This window comes from Streptomyces sp. JJ38, from assembly GCF_019303475.1.
In the GTDB taxonomy this organism is placed as follows: domain Bacteria; phylum Actinomycetota; class Actinomycetes; order Streptomycetales; family Streptomycetaceae; genus Streptomyces.
On the sequence record NZ_JABLSI010000028.1, the window covers coordinates 13,715 to 30,267 of the forward strand.

Genomic DNA, 16,553 nt, shown 5'->3' on the forward strand with positions numbered 1-16,553 from the left:
CCGCCGGCGGACGGGGGTCCCGAGGTCTCCGGCGGGATGCGGCGACGGCCGCCGGACCGGCGGACGAGCCCCCGGAAGATGCTCCAACCTCCCCTTCAGAGCGGAAAGTTTCGGCCAACCGGGCGGAAGCGCGCCTGCTCAGCGTCGTCACCAGAGGACTGGACCAGAGTTTTGCGCGAAGCCTCTTTACGGCGGTCTACGCGCGTGCAGTAATCGTGTCGTGCTCATGGCGAATTCAGCCAGTCGAGAGCAGTGATCGAGAGCACTGATCGTGTGCAGTCCCGGCCCACCCCCACGCCGTGCCAGGAGGCAGCGCCATGCCCGCGTACAGATCGCCCTCCCCCCGCCACACCCGTCGACCCCGGCCCCGGACGGCCGCGCTCCTCGGCGTGGTCACCGCCGTGATCGCCCTCGTCCTCACCCTCGCCGTCCCCGCCTCCGCCGCGCAGCCGCCCAGGCCACCCGGGCCGGGCGAGCGCGTGGAGCCGGGCCACGCCTACATGGGCGTGGGCACCCGCATCGAGCAGGGGCGCGACTCCGGCCACGACACTGACATCACTCCGGCGGACACCAGCGGCGTCCAGGGCATCGACGTCTCGCACTGGCAGGGCTACATCAACTGGAACTCGGTCAGGGCCGCGGGCATCGACTTCGCCTACATCAAGGCCACCGAGGGCACCAGCTTCAAGGACTCGCGGTTCGGGCAGAACTACACGAACGCGTACTACGCGGGCCTCGTCCGCGGCGCGTACCACTTCGCGCGCCCCAACTACTCCAGCGGCGCCACCCAGGCCAACTTCTTCGCCAGCAACGGCGGCGCCTGGTCCGCGGACAGCCAGACGCTCCCCGGCGTCCTGGACATCGAGCACAATCCCTCCGGCTCGATGTGCTACGGGCTGTCGACGACCCAGATGCGCAACTGGATCTACGACTTCTACACCACCTACAAGTACCGGACCGGCCGCGACATCGTCATCTACACGACGGCGAGCTGGTGGAACACCTGCACCGGATACTGGAGCGGCATGTACGACAAGGCGCCCTTGTGGGTCGCGCACTGGCACGTCTCCAGCCCCACCATCCCGAGCGGCTTCCCGACCTGGACGTTCTGGCAGTACACCGCGACCGGCCGGGTCGGCGGGGTCTCAGGTGACGTCGACCGCAACAAGTTCAACGGCTCGATGAGCCGGCTGCTCGCCCTGGCGAACAACACCGCCTGACGACGCCCCCACCTCATCCGTGACCGGGTGCCGGGGTGCGGAACGGCCGCGACCGGCCCGACCGCGCCCCGGCACCCGGCACCACGCCAGGGAGTCCCCATGGACCTCGGAAACCTCAGCCGACGCGGTCTGCTCGTCGCCGGGGCGGCGGGGCTGACCACCGCCGCCGGGCTCGCCCACGCCACGGCCGCCGCGGCCGCCGGCGGACCGTCCGCCTCCGCCCTCGAACCGGACATCGACAGCACCCGGGAGTGGGGCGCGAATCCGCCGAACGGTTCGATCACCGTCCTCTCCAAGCGCCCCGACAAGATCATCGTCCACCACACGGTGAGCGCCAACACCAACGACTTCTCCCGTGCTCAGGCCCACGCGCACGCTCGCTGGGTCCAGTACGTCCACCAGGACCGCAACGGCTGGACCGACACCGGCTACCACTTCGTCAACAGCCGCGGCGGGTGGATCACCGAGGGGCGGCACCAGAGCCTCAGCACCCTCCAGGCCGGCTGGGGGCTCGTGCAGGGCGCCCACACCTACGGCCAGAACAACCAGGCCATCGGCATCGCGAACGAGGGCTCCTACCACGAGGGCGCGACACCGCCCGACGCCCAGTGGGAGGTGCTGGTGATCCTGTGCGCCCACGTCTGCGAGCAGTACGGCATCCCGTCGCACCGCATCTACGGCCACCAGGACTTCGGCGACACCCTCTGCCCCGGCGTCCTCCAGGACATGCTGCCCCGGCTCCGGGAGGAGGTGGCCGCCGAGCTGAGCTGACGCCCCGCCCCCGCCCCTCGGTCCCGTCACGCCACCGCCCGGAAGGAAGACCCCATGCACGACGGCAGGCAGCGGCCCACAGGCCGCTTCCGCAGATCGCTCACGGCCCTGGCAGCCGCCGGTGCCCTGCTCCTCACCGCCGCCCCGGCTCTCGCCGGGGACGGCGGCCCCGGGGACGCCGGGGCCCGTGACGGCGGCGGGGACGACACGGCCCGGTGGGTCGACGGTCAACTCGACCGGATGACGCTGGAGGAGAAGGTCGGTCAGCTCTTCGTCACCTACGCCTACGGCGAGACGGCGGACACGACCGACCCCGACGACGTCGCCCGCAACCAGCGGTGGCTCGGCGTCGACAACGGCGCCGAGGCCGTGGCGGAGTACCACCTCGGCGGCGTCATCTACTTCGCCTGGTCGGACAACCTGCGCGAGCCGCACCAGGTCGCCGGGCTGTCCAACGGGCTGCAGCGGGCGGCCCTGAACAGCGGGACGGACGTGCCGCTGCTCATCTCCACCGACCAGGAACACGGCATCGTCACCCGGCTCGGCCCCCCGGCCACGCAGTTCCCCGGCAACATGGCCCTCGGCGCCTCCGGCCGGGCGAGCGACGCCCGCGAGGCCGCCAGGATCGCGGGCCGGGAACTGCGCGCCGTCGGCATCAACCAGAACTACGCCCCCGTGGCCGACGTCAACGTCAACGCCGCCAACCCCGTCATCGGCGTCCGCTCCTTCAGCGGCGACCCGGATCTCGCGGCCGAGCTGACGGCGGCCCAGGTCAGGGGCGCCCAGTCCGGCGGCCCGAACGGCGTCGCGGCCACCGCCAAGCACTTCCCCGGCCACGGCGACACCACCGTGGACAGCCACACCGACCTGCCCGTCATCCACCACACCCTCCAGGAGTGGCGGAGCGTCGACGCCCCGCCGTTCGCCGAGGCCGTGGAGGCCGGGGTCGGGGCCGTCATGACCGCCCACATCCAGTTCCCGGAGCTGGACCCCTCCGGCGCCCCCGCCACCCTCTCGGAGCCCATCATGACCGGGCTGCTGCGCGAGGAACTGGGCTACGACGGCGTCGTCGTCACCGACTCGCTGTCCATGGCCGGGGTGCGGAAGACCTACCCCGACCACGAAGTGCCCGTGCGGGCCCTGCGGGCGGGCGTGGACCTCCTCCTCATGCCGCCGGACCTGCCGGCCGCGTACGACGCCGTCCTGGACGCCGTGGCCTCCGGCGAGCTCACCGAGGAACGCATCGACCGCTCGGTGCGCCGCGTGCTGACCCTCAAGTACGAACGGGGCATCGTGGAGCGGCCCTTCGCCGACGTGACGAAGGTGGCCGAGCGCGTCGGACCGCCGCACCACCTGGCCGCCGCCCAGCGCATCACCGACCGCACCACCACGCTCGTGAAGAACGACGACGGGCTGCTCCCGCTCGCCCGCGACGGCCGCAGCGTCCTCGTCACCGGCTGGGGCTCCACGACGACGGCCCGGCTCGCCGGGCACCTCGACGCCCGCGGCGTGACCGCCACCGCGCACTGGGCGGGCTCCGACCCCGACGGCGCCGCCATCGAGGCGGCCGTCGCGGCGGCCGAGGGCCACGACACCGTCGTCGTCACGACGCGCGGCGCCGCCACCGCCCCCGGACAGGCCCGGCTCGTCCGCGCCCTGTTGGAGACCGGGAAGCCCGTCGTCACCCTCGCCGTCGGCCGTCCCTACGACATCGCCCGCTACCCGGAGGCGGCCACCCATCTCGCCACCTACTCCTACGGGGCGGGCGCGCTGGAGTCCGCCGCGCGCGTCCTGCTCGGCGAGACGGCGCCGCAGGGCACACTGCCCGTCATGATCCCGACCGCCGAGAACCCGGAGGAACCCCTGTTCCCGCTCGGCCACGGACTGGGGTACGACCGGTGAGCGGCCGCGAGCACCCCGAGAGGCGCCGGGGCCCGCGACGCCGGAGCCTGCTGACGGGCTCCGCGGCGCTCACGGGCGCGGCGGCGCTGGCGGCCGGCGCACCGGGGGCGTCGGCCGCCGCGGCCCCGGGCCGGGGGCCGCGCGTGCGCACCGGGTTCGAGACGCTGCGCCGCGGCGGGTACGCCGCGCTGGCCGGGCAGCGCGTCGGCCTCATCTCCAACCCCACCGGCGTCGACGCCGAGCTGCGGCACGTCGTCGATGTCATGACGGAGGACGCCGCCGTCGACCTCGTCGCCGTCTTCGGCCCCGAGCACGGCTTCCGCGGCACCTCCCAGGCGGGCGAGGGCGAGGACTTCTTCCTCGACGAGAAGACCGGCCTGCCCGTCTACAACGCCTACAACAACGCGACCCGGATGCGCGAACGGTTCGCCGAACTGAACCTGGACACCGTCGTGTTCGACATCCAGGACGTCGGCGCCCGGTTCTACACCTACATCTGGACGATGTACCTGGCCCTGGAGGCCGCCGCCGAGCTCGGCCTGCGGTTCGTCGTCCTCGACCGCCCCAACCCGGTCTCCGGGCGCGAGGCCACCGGGCCGGTGCTGCACCCGGAGAACGCGAGCTTCGTCGGGCTGAAACCCATCGCCCAGCGGCACGGCATGACGGTCGGCGAGCTCGCCGGGCTGTTCAACGCCGTCTTCGTACCGGAGGCCACCGGCGGACGCCGCGCCGACCTGCACGTCGAACGGCTCTCCGGCTGGCGGCGGCGCGAGGGCTACGAGGCCACCGGCCTGCCCTGGGTCGCCCCCTCCCCCAACATGCCGAGCGTCGCCACCGCCCGGCTCTACGCCGGCACCTGCTACACCGAGGCCACCGCGCTCTCCGAGGGACGCGGCACCACCCTCCCCTTCCACCTGCTCGGCGCCCCCGATGTCGACCACCGCTGGCAGGAGGCGCTCACCGCCCGGTCACTGCCCGGCGTCCGGTTCCGGGAGGCCTACTTCAAGCCGACGTTCTCCAAGTGGGCGGGCCGGACCTGCGGCGGCGTCGAACTCCAGGTCACCGACCCGGACGCCTTCGACCCCATCCACACCGCGCTGACCCTCATCGTCGAGCAGCGGCGCCTCTTCCCCGGCTACGGCTGGCGCGCCCAGGACGGCGGCGACAGCTTCTGGCTGGACCGGCTGAGCGGCAACCGCGCGGTACGCCTCGCCATCGAGGACGGCGCCGACGCGGACGACGTCACCGCCCTGTGGCAGGACGACCTCCGCGCCTTCCGCCGTCTGCGCGCCCAGCACCTGCTCTACCGCTGACACCCCCTCCGGAGGCTTCCCCCGCAATGAAACGCAGACAGTTCCTCCACCTCGGCGCGGCGGCGGGCGCGGCAGGCGCCACCGGCCTGGCCGGCGCGGTCCCGGCCGCCGCCACGCCCCCGGCGTTCACCGCCGCGGCCCCGGCGGCTCCGCTCGCCGCCGGCCCGCCCACGATCACCCCGGCCGACCTCCGCTTCCCCGCCGTCTCCCGCCCGCTGCGGTACGGCGGCGCCGCCGAGGCGGGCCTCGTCCCCGCGCAGGTCCACCGGATCGCCGACGAGGCCGAGGCGTTCACGCGCCCCTCGCCCGGCCGCCCCGCCCCGTCCTTCCCCGGGTTCGTCCTCCTCGCCGTGCGGGACGGCATCGTCGTCAGCCACGAGGCCCGGGGCCACGCCCTGCGCTACGCGAGCTGGGACGAGGAGCGGGACACGCCCGTCGAGCTGCCGCCCGAGCAGTGGGTGCCCATGGCCGAGGACACCCTCTTCGACCTCGCCTCCGTCACCAAGCTGTTCACCTCCACCGTCGCCGTCCAACTCGCCGAGCAGGGCGTCCTCGACCTCGACGCCCCGGCCGCCCGCTACCTCCCCGAGTTCGCCGCCGCGGACCGGGCCAAGGCCGCCATCACCGTCCGCCACCTCCTCGTCCACCGCTCGGGCCTCGTCCCCTGGCTCAACCTCTACGCGCTGCCCGACGACGCCGCCCGCATGGACGCCGTCTACACCTCCACCCTGCAACGCCCGCCCGGCACCGGATACGCCTACTCCGACCTCAACATGATCACCCTCGCCGCGCTCATGGAACGGGCCACGGGCACGGCCCTGGACGCCCTGATCGCCGACCGCGTCACCGGGCCCCTCGGGCTGCGCGACACCCGGTTCAACCCGCCCGCCGCCGAGCACCACCGCGTCGCCGCCACCGAGTACCAACCGTGGACCGGCCGGGGCATGGTGCGCGGCACGGTGCACGACGAGAACGCCTGGTCCTTCGGCGGCGTCGCGGGCCACGCCGGGCTGTTCTCCTCCGGGTACGACATGGCCGTCTTCGCCCAGATGCTCGCCGACGGCGGACGCTACGGCCGCACCCGCGTCCTGTCCGAGGACTCCGTGCGCGCCGTCCTCACGGATCACCACGCCTCCGGCCGTGGCCTGGGCTGGCAGGTGAACCAGCGCTGGTACATGGACGCCCTGACGACCCCGGTGACCGCGGGCCACACCGGATACACCGGCACGAGCGTCACCGTGGACCCGGTCACGCGCATGGTCTTCGTCCTGCTCACCAACCGCGTCCACCCCACCCGGGCCCGGGGCACCAACAGCGCCTACCGCCGCCGTCCCACCCGCGCCCTCGCCCACGCCCTGCCCATCCGCCCCACCACGGGCCGCACCGCCTGGCGCGCCCACCCGGCCGAGGGCACGACGGCCACCCTGACCGCGCCCCTGGCCTGCCCGCCCGGCACCACCGCCCGCACGGCCTTCCACCTCTGGTACGACACCGAACCCGACTACGACACCGGCACCTTCGCGGCCTCGTCCGACGGCGGCGCCACCTGGACCCCGGTCCCCCTCACCCTGGAGGCCGACGGCCACCGCTGGCGCACCGACGGCACCTTCCACGGCTACTCCGGCCGCCGCTGGCTCGACGCCTCCGCCACCCTTCCACCGTCCACCACCCACATCCGCTGGGCCTACTTCGTCGACGGCGGCTACGCGGGCCGCGGCGTCCACGTCGACCGCCTCCGCGTCACGGCGGGCCGCCGGCTGCTCTTCGACGACACCCGCCCCGCCGACGCCGCCCGCCTGCGCGCCGACTCCTGGTCACGCAGCCGCGCGTAGCACCGCCTCCGCGACCGAGGTGCTCCCGCAGGGCCCGCTGTTCCTCCTCCGTCAACGCCCCGGCCCGGCCGCGCTCCTCCCGGAGCGGCCAGCCCGCCTCCAGGGCGTGGCGGAGGAGGGGCGGCCCCGACGGCACCCTCCCGGTACGGGCGGGGGCCCGTCAGCCCGTCGGCGAGACGAGACCCAGCTCGTAGGCGGTGATCACGAGCTGCACCCGGTCCCGGGCGTCCAGCTTGGTCAGCAGCCGTGACACGTGCGACTTGGCCGTGGCCACCGAGATGAACAGCTCGTCGGCGATCTCGGTGTTCGACCGGCCGCGTCCGATCAGCGTGAGCACCTCCCGTTCCCGCTCGGTGATGCCCTCGACCGGCCGGGTCGGGCGCCGCGGGACGGCCGCCTCCGGGCGCGCGGCGAAGTCCGCGATGAGACGGCGGGTGACGCCCGGCGCGATCAGCGCGTCACCGCCGGCGACGACCCGCACGGCGGCGAGGATGTCGTCCAACTCCATGTCCTTGACGACGAACCCGCTCGCCCCCGCCCGCAGCGCGCCGTAGACGTGAGCGTCCTCGTCGAAGGTGGTCAGGACGAGCACGCGGGTTCCCGACCGGGTGGCCGAGATCAGCCGGGTGGCCTCGATCCCGTCCATCCCCGGCATCCGGATGTCCATCACGACGACATCGGGGGCGACTTCCGCGGCCACACGCACGGCCTCGGCCCCGGTGGCGGCCTCGCCGACCACCTCCAGGTCCGGATGGTCGGCCATGATGACGCGCAGCCCGGAGCGCACCAGCGGCTGGTCGTCGGCGAGCACGACCCGGATACTCACCGGTCGGCCACCGGGGTTCCCACGGCCACGGGGAGGGGCAGCCGGGCCGCCACCCGGAAGCCACCCTCCGGGCAGGCCCCCACGCTGAGGTCACCGTGCAGCAGCCCGACCCGCTCCCGCATGCCGACGAGGCCGAAGCCATGGCCGGTGCCGCCGACACCGCCCCCGGTAGCCCGGGCCGCCCCCCGGCCGTCGTCCACGACCTCCACGCGCAGTTCCTCGTCCCCGTACTCGATGGTCACCCGGCACCACCCGGTGCCCGCGTGACGGACCACGTTGGTCAACGCCTCCTGCACGATACGGAAGGCCGACAGGTCGACGTCCGGCGGCAGGGGACGCGGCGTCCCGCTCGTGCGGACGTCGACGTGTACCCCGGCCTCGGCCGTCGTCGCCGCCAGCCGCTCGACGTCCGCCAGGCCCGGCGAGGGGGCGAGCGCCTCCCCCGCCTCCCGCTCCGAGGCCGCCGTGTCCGCGTCGGCGCGGCGCAGGGCCACCAGCGTGCGCCGAAGGCCCGAGAGCGTCTCCCTGCTGGTGACCTCGATGGCGCGCAGCGCCGCACCGGCCTCCTCAGGCTGGGTGCGGATGACCCGGCTGCCCACCCCGGCCTGGATGGCGATGATGCCGATGCTGTGGGCGACCATGTCGTGCAACTCGCGCGCGATCCGCAGCCGTTCGGCGGTCACGGCCTCGGCCACCTCCTGCGAGCGCAACGCCGCCGCGTGCGCGCGCCGCTCCCGGCTCAGCAGCCCGACCATGCAGGCCGCGGCCATCACCAGCAGCGCGATCACCGCGTTGACGGTCAGGGTGTCCCCGTGCGCGAAGCCGCCGAGGAGCAGAACCTGCACGACGAGGGCGACGGCGAAGGCGAGGAACGAAGCCCCGCGCGTGCGGGTGGCGACGATGAAGCCCAGCACGGCGTCCACGGCCAGAAAGGACAGGAACTCCCCCACGTACGACCCGGAAAGGTCCGGTGGGACAGGGGCTGGGCGGAAGGTCACGACGGCGACGGAGCCAAGGAGTGTCAGCGCCAGCGCGAGGGGCGGCGTCCGGCGCAGCAGCCCGGCGAGAAGGCTTGCGGCGAGCAGTGTTCCGGCGCCGTGGACCGCGCCCGGGGCGCGCGGCGCGCCCCCCAGCAGCAGGACCACGGAGAGGACGTACAGGACGCCCCCGGACCAGGCCAGAGCCCTCGTTCCCCTCATCGGCGGCATGGCCGTGCGGGCGGGCGTACACAGGGTCCGAGCTGCGGTAGGGCGTCCATCCCGCGAGGCTAACCAGCCCCCGCCCGCCCCGGCATCGTCCCGGGGACGTACGCCCGTGGGCGGAACCGCGTCCGCTGTTGCCGCCCACGGCCCCATGTCCCGGACGGGCTCCCACGGCCAGGCTTGACCCGTGATCAACGTCGAAGACCTCACCAAGCGCTACGGCGGCAAGACCGCCGTCGACGCACTGTCCTTCACCGCGCGGCCGGGCCAGGTCACCGGATTCCTCGGGCCCAACGGAGCCGGCAAGACCACGACCCTGCGCATGCTCCTCGGCCTGGAGGCGCCCACCGGCGGCACGGCCACCGTCGACGGCGTCCCCTTCCGCACCCGGCCGCGCGGGCTTCGGCACGTGGGTGCCCTCCTCGACGCCACCCAGGTGCACGGCGGGCGCACCGCCGCGGCCCAACTGTCCGCCCTCGCCCGCAGCAACGCCATCCCGCCCGGCCGGGTGGACGAGGTGCTGCGCGAAGTGGGCCTGACCGAGGCGGCGAACCGCCGCATCCGCGGATTCTCCCTCGGCATGAAGCAGCGGCTCGGCATCGCCGCCGCCCTGCTCGGCGACCCGCCCGTGCTGATGTTCGACGAACCGGTCAACGGCATGGACCCGGAGGGCGTCCTGTGGGCCCGCCGCCTCTTCCGGCGGCTGGCCGCCGAGGGCCGCACGGTCTTCCTCTCCAGCCATCTGATGTCGGAGATGGAGAACACCGCCGACCACCTCGTCGTCATCGGCCGGGGACGCCTCCTCGCCGCCGAGCCGGTACGCGCCTTCGCCGACCGCGCCGCCCACCCCCGCCGCACCGTGGTCGTGGGCACGCCCCGGGCGACCGAACTGACGGCGGTGCTGACCGCCGCCGGCGCCTCCGTCGAACCGGACGGCCGGCCCGGCGCCGGGCAGCTCACCGTGACGGGGCTCCCGGCGGAGCGGATCGGCGCCCTCGCCCTCGACCACCGCATCCCGCTCACCCAACTGACCCCCCGGACGGCCTCGCTGGAGGCGGCCTTCATGCAACTCACCGCCGACAGCGTCGAATACCTGGCAGGACACTCCCGATGACCACACCGGCCCCCACCGCAGCGACCACCTCCCCCACCCCCGCCGTCGAGCCCCCCACCCGCTTCCGGGACCTGCTGGCCGCCGAGTGGATCAAAACGCGCTCGCTGCGCTCCACCCCGTGGACGATCGCCCTCACCGTCCTGACCGTCATCGGCGCGGCCGCCGTGTCGGCACTGACGCTGTACGACGACCTCCCCGAGCCCGTCGCCGGGGCTCGGCACGCCGCCGTCTTCATCCCCTCCTCCGCCTATCCGCCGGGCGGCTACTGGACGCTGATCCTCATCGCCGCCGGGGCCGGGGCCCTCACCGTCGTCAGCGAGTACGGCAGCGGCCTGATCCGCACCACCACCGTGGCCGTCCCCGCCCGGGGCTCGGTGGTGCTGGCCAAGGCGGTCGTCGTCGCCGGGCTCTGGACGGCCGTCGGCGTGACCGTCTCCACCGGGTCCTTCCTCGTCTCCCAGGCCATCCTCGACGGCCGGGACGCCGGCGTCCCGCTCAGCCACCCCGGGGTGTACCGGGCCCTGGCGGCCTCCGCGCTGCTGGCCCCGGTGTGCGCGCTGGTCGGCCTGGGCCTCGGCGTCCTGCTCCGGCACGCCGCCGCCACCATGACCACCAGCGCCTTGGTCCTGCTGATGCTCCCTCCGGTCTTCTCCGAGGGCACGCGCTGGACGGCCGTGGTCAACCACGCGATGCCCGTCTCCGCCTGGCGTCGCCTCGTCCAGCCGTGGGAGCCCGACCCCGACTCCCTCCTCGCCCACACCGCCACGGTTCCGGGCTCCTGGGCCGTCTACCTCCTCTGGCCCCTCGTCGCCGTCGCCCTCGCCGTCCTCGTCATCCGACACCGCGACGTCTGACCGCCCGACGAGACCGCCTCCAGCTCATACACCGTGGTCAACGGCAGGGGGAGCTGCCTCCACACCCGGGCCCGGGGTTAGAGTGCGTTCCTGTCGTCGGGCCCTTCGAGTGGCACGGGGCACGGTGCAGCTTGTGGGGGGCGTATGAGACCGCTGGACGAACCGCGGGCACGGGAGACCGACGAAGACGCGTTCGACGCCTTCTACGCCGCGAGCGTCAGCCGGCTCATCGGGCAGCTCTACGCGATGACGGGCAATCTGGCCGAGGCTCAGGACGTGGTCCAGGAGGCCTTCGCGCGGGCGTGGGAACGCCGGAGCGCGCTGGATCTGGACGGCGCCCCCGAGGCGTGGGTGCGCACGGTGGCCTGGCGGCTGGCGGTCAGCCGGTTCCGGCGGATGCGCACCGCGCTGGCCCTCGTCCGGCGCCAGGGCCCGCCCCCCTCGGTACCGCCCCCGGAGCCGCACCACGTGCTGCTGGTCCAGGCGCTGCGGAAGATCCCCGAGGCGCAGCGACGGGCCGTCGTGCTCCACCACCTGTGCGACCTGTCGGTCGACCAGGTGGCCGCCGAGACCGACTGCCCCGTCGGCACGGTCAAGGCGCGGCTGAGCCGGGGCCGCGCCGCCCTGGCGAAGCTCCTGGCCGATACCGAGCTTGATCCGCGGACGAGTGGGCTGTCGGAGGTGCGTCATGGCTGACGAGACTGGGCTGCAGGATTACCTCGCCGAGATCGCCGAGTCGGGGCGGCGGCATGCGTCGCCGCTGGCCGCGGAGCACATCCGGGCGCGCGGCGAACAGCGCCGGCGCCGCAAGCGCGCGGCCGCAGCGTCCGGCGGCGTGCTGCTGGCCGTGACGCTGGCCGTGGGCGGCGTCACGCTGGCCGCGGCCCCCTGGAAGCCGGAACCGGCCGCCGTCGACCCGTCGCCGAGCTCCTCGCCGTTCACGCCGCCCTCACCCTCCGCGGGCCAGGAGTACGCGACCGAACTGGGCTACGTGTACGACGCGGTGACGCGGGGCGACGCGGTGCGGATCACCGTCGAGCAGCTCCGCGCCGTCGGGGACTCGACGGAGCCCACCGGTGTGGTGCACACGCTGACCCTGCCGGGGAGAACGCCGGTCGAGACGCGGGAGCTGACGGACGGCGAGCCCGGTGAAATGGAGCTGGACCAGCTCGTGGAGAAGCTGGACGACGGACCGCGGTGGATTCTCTCCATCGACTACGACAGCGACGGCCGGGTGCAGTCGCTGCGGGAGGCCTACTGGCTCTCCCGGTGAGCCCGGGACCGGCGTCCGGGCGGGCCGTCCGAAGATTCTTCGGATCCGCATGCAACCCACCGGGCGGGCCGGTGCGTAGAGGTCACGTATCCAGATCCACTCCTGACCCAAGGGAGCCTTGACCATGCGCATCTCACACCGCCGCACCGCCGTGCACTGCCTCGTCGCCGTCGCCTTCGGCGCCGCCGTCCTGACCGGGTGCGGCAGCGACGACGGTACGGATGCCGCCCCCCAACCGTCGGTGTCGACGCAGCCTTCCGCGGCCCCGGCCTCGGACGACGCCTCGGCGCCCGCCGACGAGGCCCCCTTCGCGGGCACCAAGCAGTTCGTGCAGATCGAGAACGCCTGGACCGAGGACGGCAAGACCTACGTCTCGGTGCGGCCCGCCGAGAAGGAGGCCATGACGGAGCCGCACGAGGCGTGGATCGTGGTGCCGGGCGAGGGCCCCTACACCACGGTCCCCCTGGCGGACGAGGCCCAGGTGCTGCTGTCGGTACCGCTCGGCGACGACAGCCGGGCCACGTCGTACTCGCAGGCCGAGTTCGTCAGCCGACTGACGGCCCAGGAGGCCGACGCCCGTCCGCGCACCGGGTACGACCTGAGCTTCGACGGCGAGGGAAACGTGACCAGGCTGAAGTCGCTGTACACCTCCTGAGCCGACGGGCCGAGCCCCATCCGCACGTTCCGCCCCGGGGGTACGGGGGTACCCCGGGGTGAACGGCGGGCCACGGCGGACGGTCTCGACGGGGGACGCAGCGATCACCAACCGAGCACAGGACCTGACGACGGCTCAGCGGAGCGGAGCCCGGATGGTTCACGGCCGCCAGTCACGCCTGATCAATCCGAACACCCAGGTGTCCGATACCTCGCCCGCCACGACGCACTCTTCCCGCAGCGTCCCTTCCCGCACGAATCCGGTCTTCTCCAGAACCCGGGCGGACGCCACGTTGCGCGTGTCGGTCTCGGCCTGGACGCGGTTCAGGTCCAGTGTGTCGAACGCCCACGTCAGCACGGCACGCGCGGCCTCCGTCGCGTAGCCGTGGCCCCACATCGCCTCGTCGAAGCAGTAGCCCAACGACGCCCTGCGGTGGCCCGGGTTCCAGTCGTGCAGCCCGCACCAGCCGACGAAGGCCCCGTCAAGGGCCCGGTCGATGGCCACGCGCGCGCCGATGCCCTCGTCGGCCAGCTCCTGGCACCTGGCGACGAAGCGCTCGGCGCGGGCCGGTTCCTTCCAGGGCGGGGAGTCCCAGTACCGCATCACGTGGGTGTTGCTGTGCAGTGCGTAGAGGGCGGTCGCGTCGGCGTCGGTGAAGGGGCGCAGGCGCAGACGGTCGGTGTGGAGCGTGGGAGTGGCCAGAGTCATGCGCCCCATCCTGCGTCCTCATGGGGCGGGCGGAACACCGAATTTCCCGGCCGCGCGCTACAGGCGAAGTTCAGCCCAGACGGTCTTGCCGATGGAGTGGCGGGGTGGGCGCCCCAGCGGGTGGTGAGTGCGGTGACGAGGGTGAGCCCGTGGCCNGTGGCCGGCCTCGGGGAGGCCGGAACCGGGGTCGGGCCTGGGCTGGCGGGGGTACCGCTCGTCGCGGCCATCAGAGACCTCGACGAGCAGCGTGCCCTCGGTGCGGTGGAGTAGGGGACCCGAATGGCTGCCGAGGGCTGACGCCGCGCGGCTGGCCGCAGGCGCGCTCCCTGGCAGAGCGACTTGCGCGCAGGACTCGCGGCGGGTCTTGCCTCCCAGGGATCGCCCACCTACCCACCGCGCAGAACTCCGCCATCAACAGACGGAAGGGGTCCGCCAGCAAGCTGACAGACCCTCATCCAAGATCGAGGATAGCGTGGGTGCTATGCCACGTCGGCGATGACTCCAGCTCCCCTTCCCGGCGTCTGATCCCATCTGCGCAACTTGGCCCCGACTCGTGCCAGTCGGGAATCGGTGGGACCAACAGCCAGGTAGAAGAGGCCCTCATACCGGCGCCGGTCGTCACCGCCCCAACGAACCATGTTTTCAGTATCAGCGATGATATCCCGGATAATCAGCTGCTGACTGGCATCCAGTCCGCCACGGACTTGGGGAGGGTATGAGCCAGGACGGATCACCACGGCCGTACCCGAAGCCTGGTTAGATTCCGGAAGGGCACTATCACGCACCTCGGATGGCTTCAACCACCCCTCGACCGGGTTCGGCTCCCCGGGCAGGCCGAGGGCGTCGATCTCGTAGTGGAAGCGCCGGATCACATGCACCAGAATTGTTCCGACATCCCCAGTGCGAACCAAGACGTTCAAAGCGGTTCCCGGGATGGGGTGTTGGATGATAGCCCCCTCTCCCTCAACCGCCTTGTGCATCTCCCATCCGTTCGCAGACGGACGGCCCGCCAGGTAGCGTCGTCGTCGGGCCTCGAAACGACGAAGAGCCTCTCTTAATCCGTCCGCTACCTCTCTTCCCGAGAAGGAGATCCAGCCAGGCGAGCTAGCGACGATCAAGAAGTACGGCCTGAGATGCTTTCCCATTTTTCAGACGACTGCGCGTTCCGTCGACTACTACAGTCGTCGGCAGGGAGTCGTGGACTGCGCGATGGCGTCGCATAAAGCTCAAGAGCATGGATTTAGGGTTGCCTCGCGCATCTACTTCGCCGTCGATTACGATGCGATGGATCACGAGGTTTCCTCTCATATTTTGCCTTATTTTCAGGGCGTCTATGATCAAATGGCCAAGATGGGCAACCTGTACAAGATCGGAATTTACGGACCTCGTAACGTATGCTCGCGCGTTTCTGCGCAGGGTTACGCGGGGGCGAGCTTTGTGTCCAACATGTCGTCGGGTTTCTCCGGTAATCTAGGCTACCCAATGCCGGAAAACTGGGCATTTGATCAAATTGCCACTAAGATGATCGGATCGGGTGCCGGTGCAATAGAGATCGACAATAATATCGCGTCAGGTCGCGACATTGGTCAAGGTGAATTTGATCCGCCTCCTGTCCAGAAGCTCGATGTCGGGATCAGTCTATCTATCGCCGATGATCTCGCTTCGGAGGCGATCAATATAGAGGTAGCGGCCGATGTATTTGTATCCAGCGTCCTTCAGCGTCTGCGCGCGATCAGACGTAATCATCGTAACTCCGTCGCAAGCCTCCCCCTGGCGCGACTGGTCACCATAGGATACGAGCAGGGAGGCCCAGGTCTGGAAATCCGCTTCACCTGTGACCGGAAGTTTCAGGAACGCTTGTAGTTCCCGGACCGAGTCAGCGAGGGTTGAAGTAAACGATCTGGTGAACGGAATAGGTCGCTTGTTCAGGACCATAGCCGCCGAGAATAGCTGCACCCACACGCCTGAACTACCGTTCGACAGGGTGTGCTTCCTGAGCCCCGATCGCGTACCGGGACCGAAGACTCCGTTCGCGACTCCATCCGCCATGCCCAGTTCGTACTGAATAGCTAGCAGCATCGACTTGGCGACAGCTCGAGAGTGGTGACCGTCACACGGAATGGCGTAAAAATCCTTGCGGGAAAGGTACCGACCGTTCAGCCATTGCTGGATCGAACGTACGGTCTCCGAGCCATTATTGACAACCGTGTAGGGATCCATGTTAAATAGACCCTTTGTCACCTTTGGCTCAAGGGAGCTTCCGGGGAACATGGAGTCCACCCCCATGTTCGCCTTCATTTTCTCGACCGCAGCCTTGACACGGTCATTATAGATGCCGTTGAGCTCACCGCCGTCATAGCCCTTGCAGTACAAGGCTGATTGGATGATCTTGGTGAAGATGGCCGACGGGATAGTGGCATAATTCAGTTTTGGATATTTTGCTTCAAGTGTTGAGAGTGTAGTCGGCCCGAATGAGTTCGATAGCGCCCTGATCCCAATCTCGTACTGCAGCGCACGGGTGAGGGCATACATGGTGACCCATCCGGTCCGCCCATCTTCTTCAAGCTTTGAGATTCCGAGCCTTGCTCCGTCACCGTAGGTGTAGTTGATGAAATGTTGAGCGCGACGAACCATTTCGTCAGCCATTGGATGACCTTCCGTAGGGATTGATGAGTGCGTCCAGGTTCACAGGACTAGAGGAGTCCTATCTCCGGCAGTCCCATAGCTCGACGGAGCGAAGACCAGCAGGCTGAAATGACACAGCCGCTACCAGCCCTCAGTTTTCGGTTCGTATCTCCTGAACTCGGCCACGAGTAAATTGAGGTTCGCGATTCCGCGTCGGCATCTGAGAATTTACCTAAGCGCAAATCAAGCCATTGTTGT

At 71.1% G+C, this 16,553-nt stretch carries 13 protein-coding genes and 2 pseudogenes; 11 read left to right on the forward strand and 4 right to left on the reverse strand.

Annotated elements, in window-relative coordinates; genetic code table 11:
* Positions 1-317 precede the first annotated feature (317 nt).
* The 5 genes from HPT28_RS16440 to HPT28_RS16460 all read left to right on the forward strand — a co-directional run bounded on the left by HPT28_RS16440 (position 318) and on the right by HPT28_RS16460 (position 7,038).
* Positions 318-1,220, forward strand: coding sequence for a lysozyme (locus HPT28_RS16440; RefSeq protein WP_219091852.1), 903 nt, complete (start codon positions 318-320; stop codon positions 1,218-1,220).
* A 99-nt stretch (positions 1,221-1,319) separates the two neighbouring features.
* Positions 1,320-1,991: a peptidoglycan recognition family protein gene (locus HPT28_RS16445; protein WP_219091853.1), complete on the forward strand. Its 672-nt coding sequence runs from the start codon at positions 1,320-1,322 to the stop codon at positions 1,989-1,991.
* A gap of 54 nt (positions 1,992-2,045) precedes the next feature.
* On the forward strand, positions 2,046-3,893 hold the full coding sequence (locus HPT28_RS16450) for a glycoside hydrolase family 3 protein (RefSeq protein ID WP_219091854.1): 1,848 nt from the start codon (positions 2,046-2,048) through the stop codon (positions 3,891-3,893).
* The gene (locus HPT28_RS16455; RefSeq protein WP_308119308.1) at positions 3,890-5,206 is read left to right on the forward strand and encodes a DUF1343 domain-containing protein; all 1,317 of its coding nucleotides are present in this window, start codon (positions 3,890-3,892) and stop codon (positions 5,204-5,206) included. The genes HPT28_RS16450 and HPT28_RS16455 overlap by 4 nt, the downstream gene beginning before the upstream one ends.
* A gap of 26 nt (positions 5,207-5,232) precedes the next feature.
* Positions 5,233-7,038 (forward strand): serine hydrolase domain-containing protein, encoded by a 1,806-nt coding sequence (locus tag HPT28_RS16460; RefSeq protein WP_219091855.1) that lies wholly within the window; start codon positions 5,233-5,235, stop codon positions 7,036-7,038.
* A 160-nt stretch (positions 7,039-7,198) separates the two neighbouring features.
* Here the strand turns inward: HPT28_RS16460 and HPT28_RS16465 are convergent, their stop codons facing one another.
* Positions 7,199-7,864 carry a response regulator transcription factor gene (locus HPT28_RS16465; RefSeq protein ID WP_219091856.1) on the reverse strand — a complete coding sequence of 222 codons (666 nt, stop codon included), beginning with the start codon at positions 7,862-7,864 and terminating at the stop codon, positions 7,199-7,201.
* The gene (locus HPT28_RS16470) at positions 7,861-9,063 is read right to left on the reverse strand and encodes a sensor histidine kinase (protein WP_257578749.1); all 1,203 of its coding nucleotides are present in this window, start codon (positions 9,061-9,063) and stop codon (positions 7,861-7,863) included. The genes HPT28_RS16465 and HPT28_RS16470 overlap by 4 nt, the downstream gene beginning before the upstream one ends.
* Positions 9,064-9,253: 190 nt before the next feature.
* Between HPT28_RS16470 and HPT28_RS16475 the strand changes: the two genes are divergently transcribed.
* The 5 genes from HPT28_RS16475 (at position 9,254) to HPT28_RS16495 (ending at position 12,962) form a co-directional block, all read left to right on the forward strand.
* Entirely contained in the window at positions 9,254-10,180 is a 927-nt protein-coding gene (locus HPT28_RS16475; RefSeq protein WP_219091858.1) for an ABC transporter ATP-binding protein, read from the forward strand.
* The gene (locus tag HPT28_RS16480; protein ID WP_219091859.1) at positions 10,177-11,034 is read left to right on the forward strand and encodes an ABC transporter permease; all 858 of its coding nucleotides are present in this window, start codon (positions 10,177-10,179) and stop codon (positions 11,032-11,034) included. The genes HPT28_RS16475 and HPT28_RS16480 overlap by 4 nt, the downstream gene beginning before the upstream one ends.
* A 144-nt stretch (positions 11,035-11,178) precedes the next feature.
* Positions 11,179-11,730, forward strand: coding sequence for a SigE family RNA polymerase sigma factor (locus HPT28_RS16485; RefSeq protein WP_219091860.1), 552 nt, complete (start codon positions 11,179-11,181; stop codon positions 11,728-11,730).
* The gene (locus HPT28_RS16490; RefSeq protein WP_219091861.1) at positions 11,723-12,307 is read left to right on the forward strand and encodes a hypothetical protein; all 585 of its coding nucleotides are present in this window, start codon (positions 11,723-11,725) and stop codon (positions 12,305-12,307) included. The genes HPT28_RS16485 and HPT28_RS16490 overlap by 8 nt, the downstream gene beginning before the upstream one ends.
* 124 nt (positions 12,308-12,431) lie before the next feature.
* A complete protein-coding gene (locus tag HPT28_RS16495) occupies positions 12,432-12,962 on the forward strand; it encodes a hypothetical protein (RefSeq protein ID WP_219091862.1) in 531 nt (176 codons plus the stop codon).
* Between the two features lie 159 nt (positions 12,963-13,121).
* Here HPT28_RS16495 and HPT28_RS16500 read toward each other — a convergent pair whose 3' ends face one another.
* Positions 13,122-13,670 carry a GNAT family N-acetyltransferase gene (locus tag HPT28_RS16500; RefSeq protein ID WP_219091863.1) on the reverse strand — a complete coding sequence of 183 codons (549 nt, stop codon included), beginning with the start codon at positions 13,668-13,670 and terminating at the stop codon, positions 13,122-13,124.
* 1,077 nt (positions 13,671-14,747) lie between these two features.
* Between HPT28_RS16500 and HPT28_RS16505 the strand changes: the two are divergent.
* Positions 14,748-15,224 (forward strand): annotated as a pseudogene (locus tag HPT28_RS16505) (glycoside hydrolase domain-containing protein); the annotation flags it as partial.
* Positions 15,225-15,350: 126 nt separating this feature from the next.
* Here HPT28_RS16505 and HPT28_RS16510 read toward each other — a convergent pair.
* A pseudogene (locus tag HPT28_RS16510) lies at positions 15,351-16,316 on the reverse strand (peptidoglycan-binding protein); the annotation flags it as partial.
* Between the last annotated feature and the right edge of the window lie 237 nt (positions 16,317-16,553).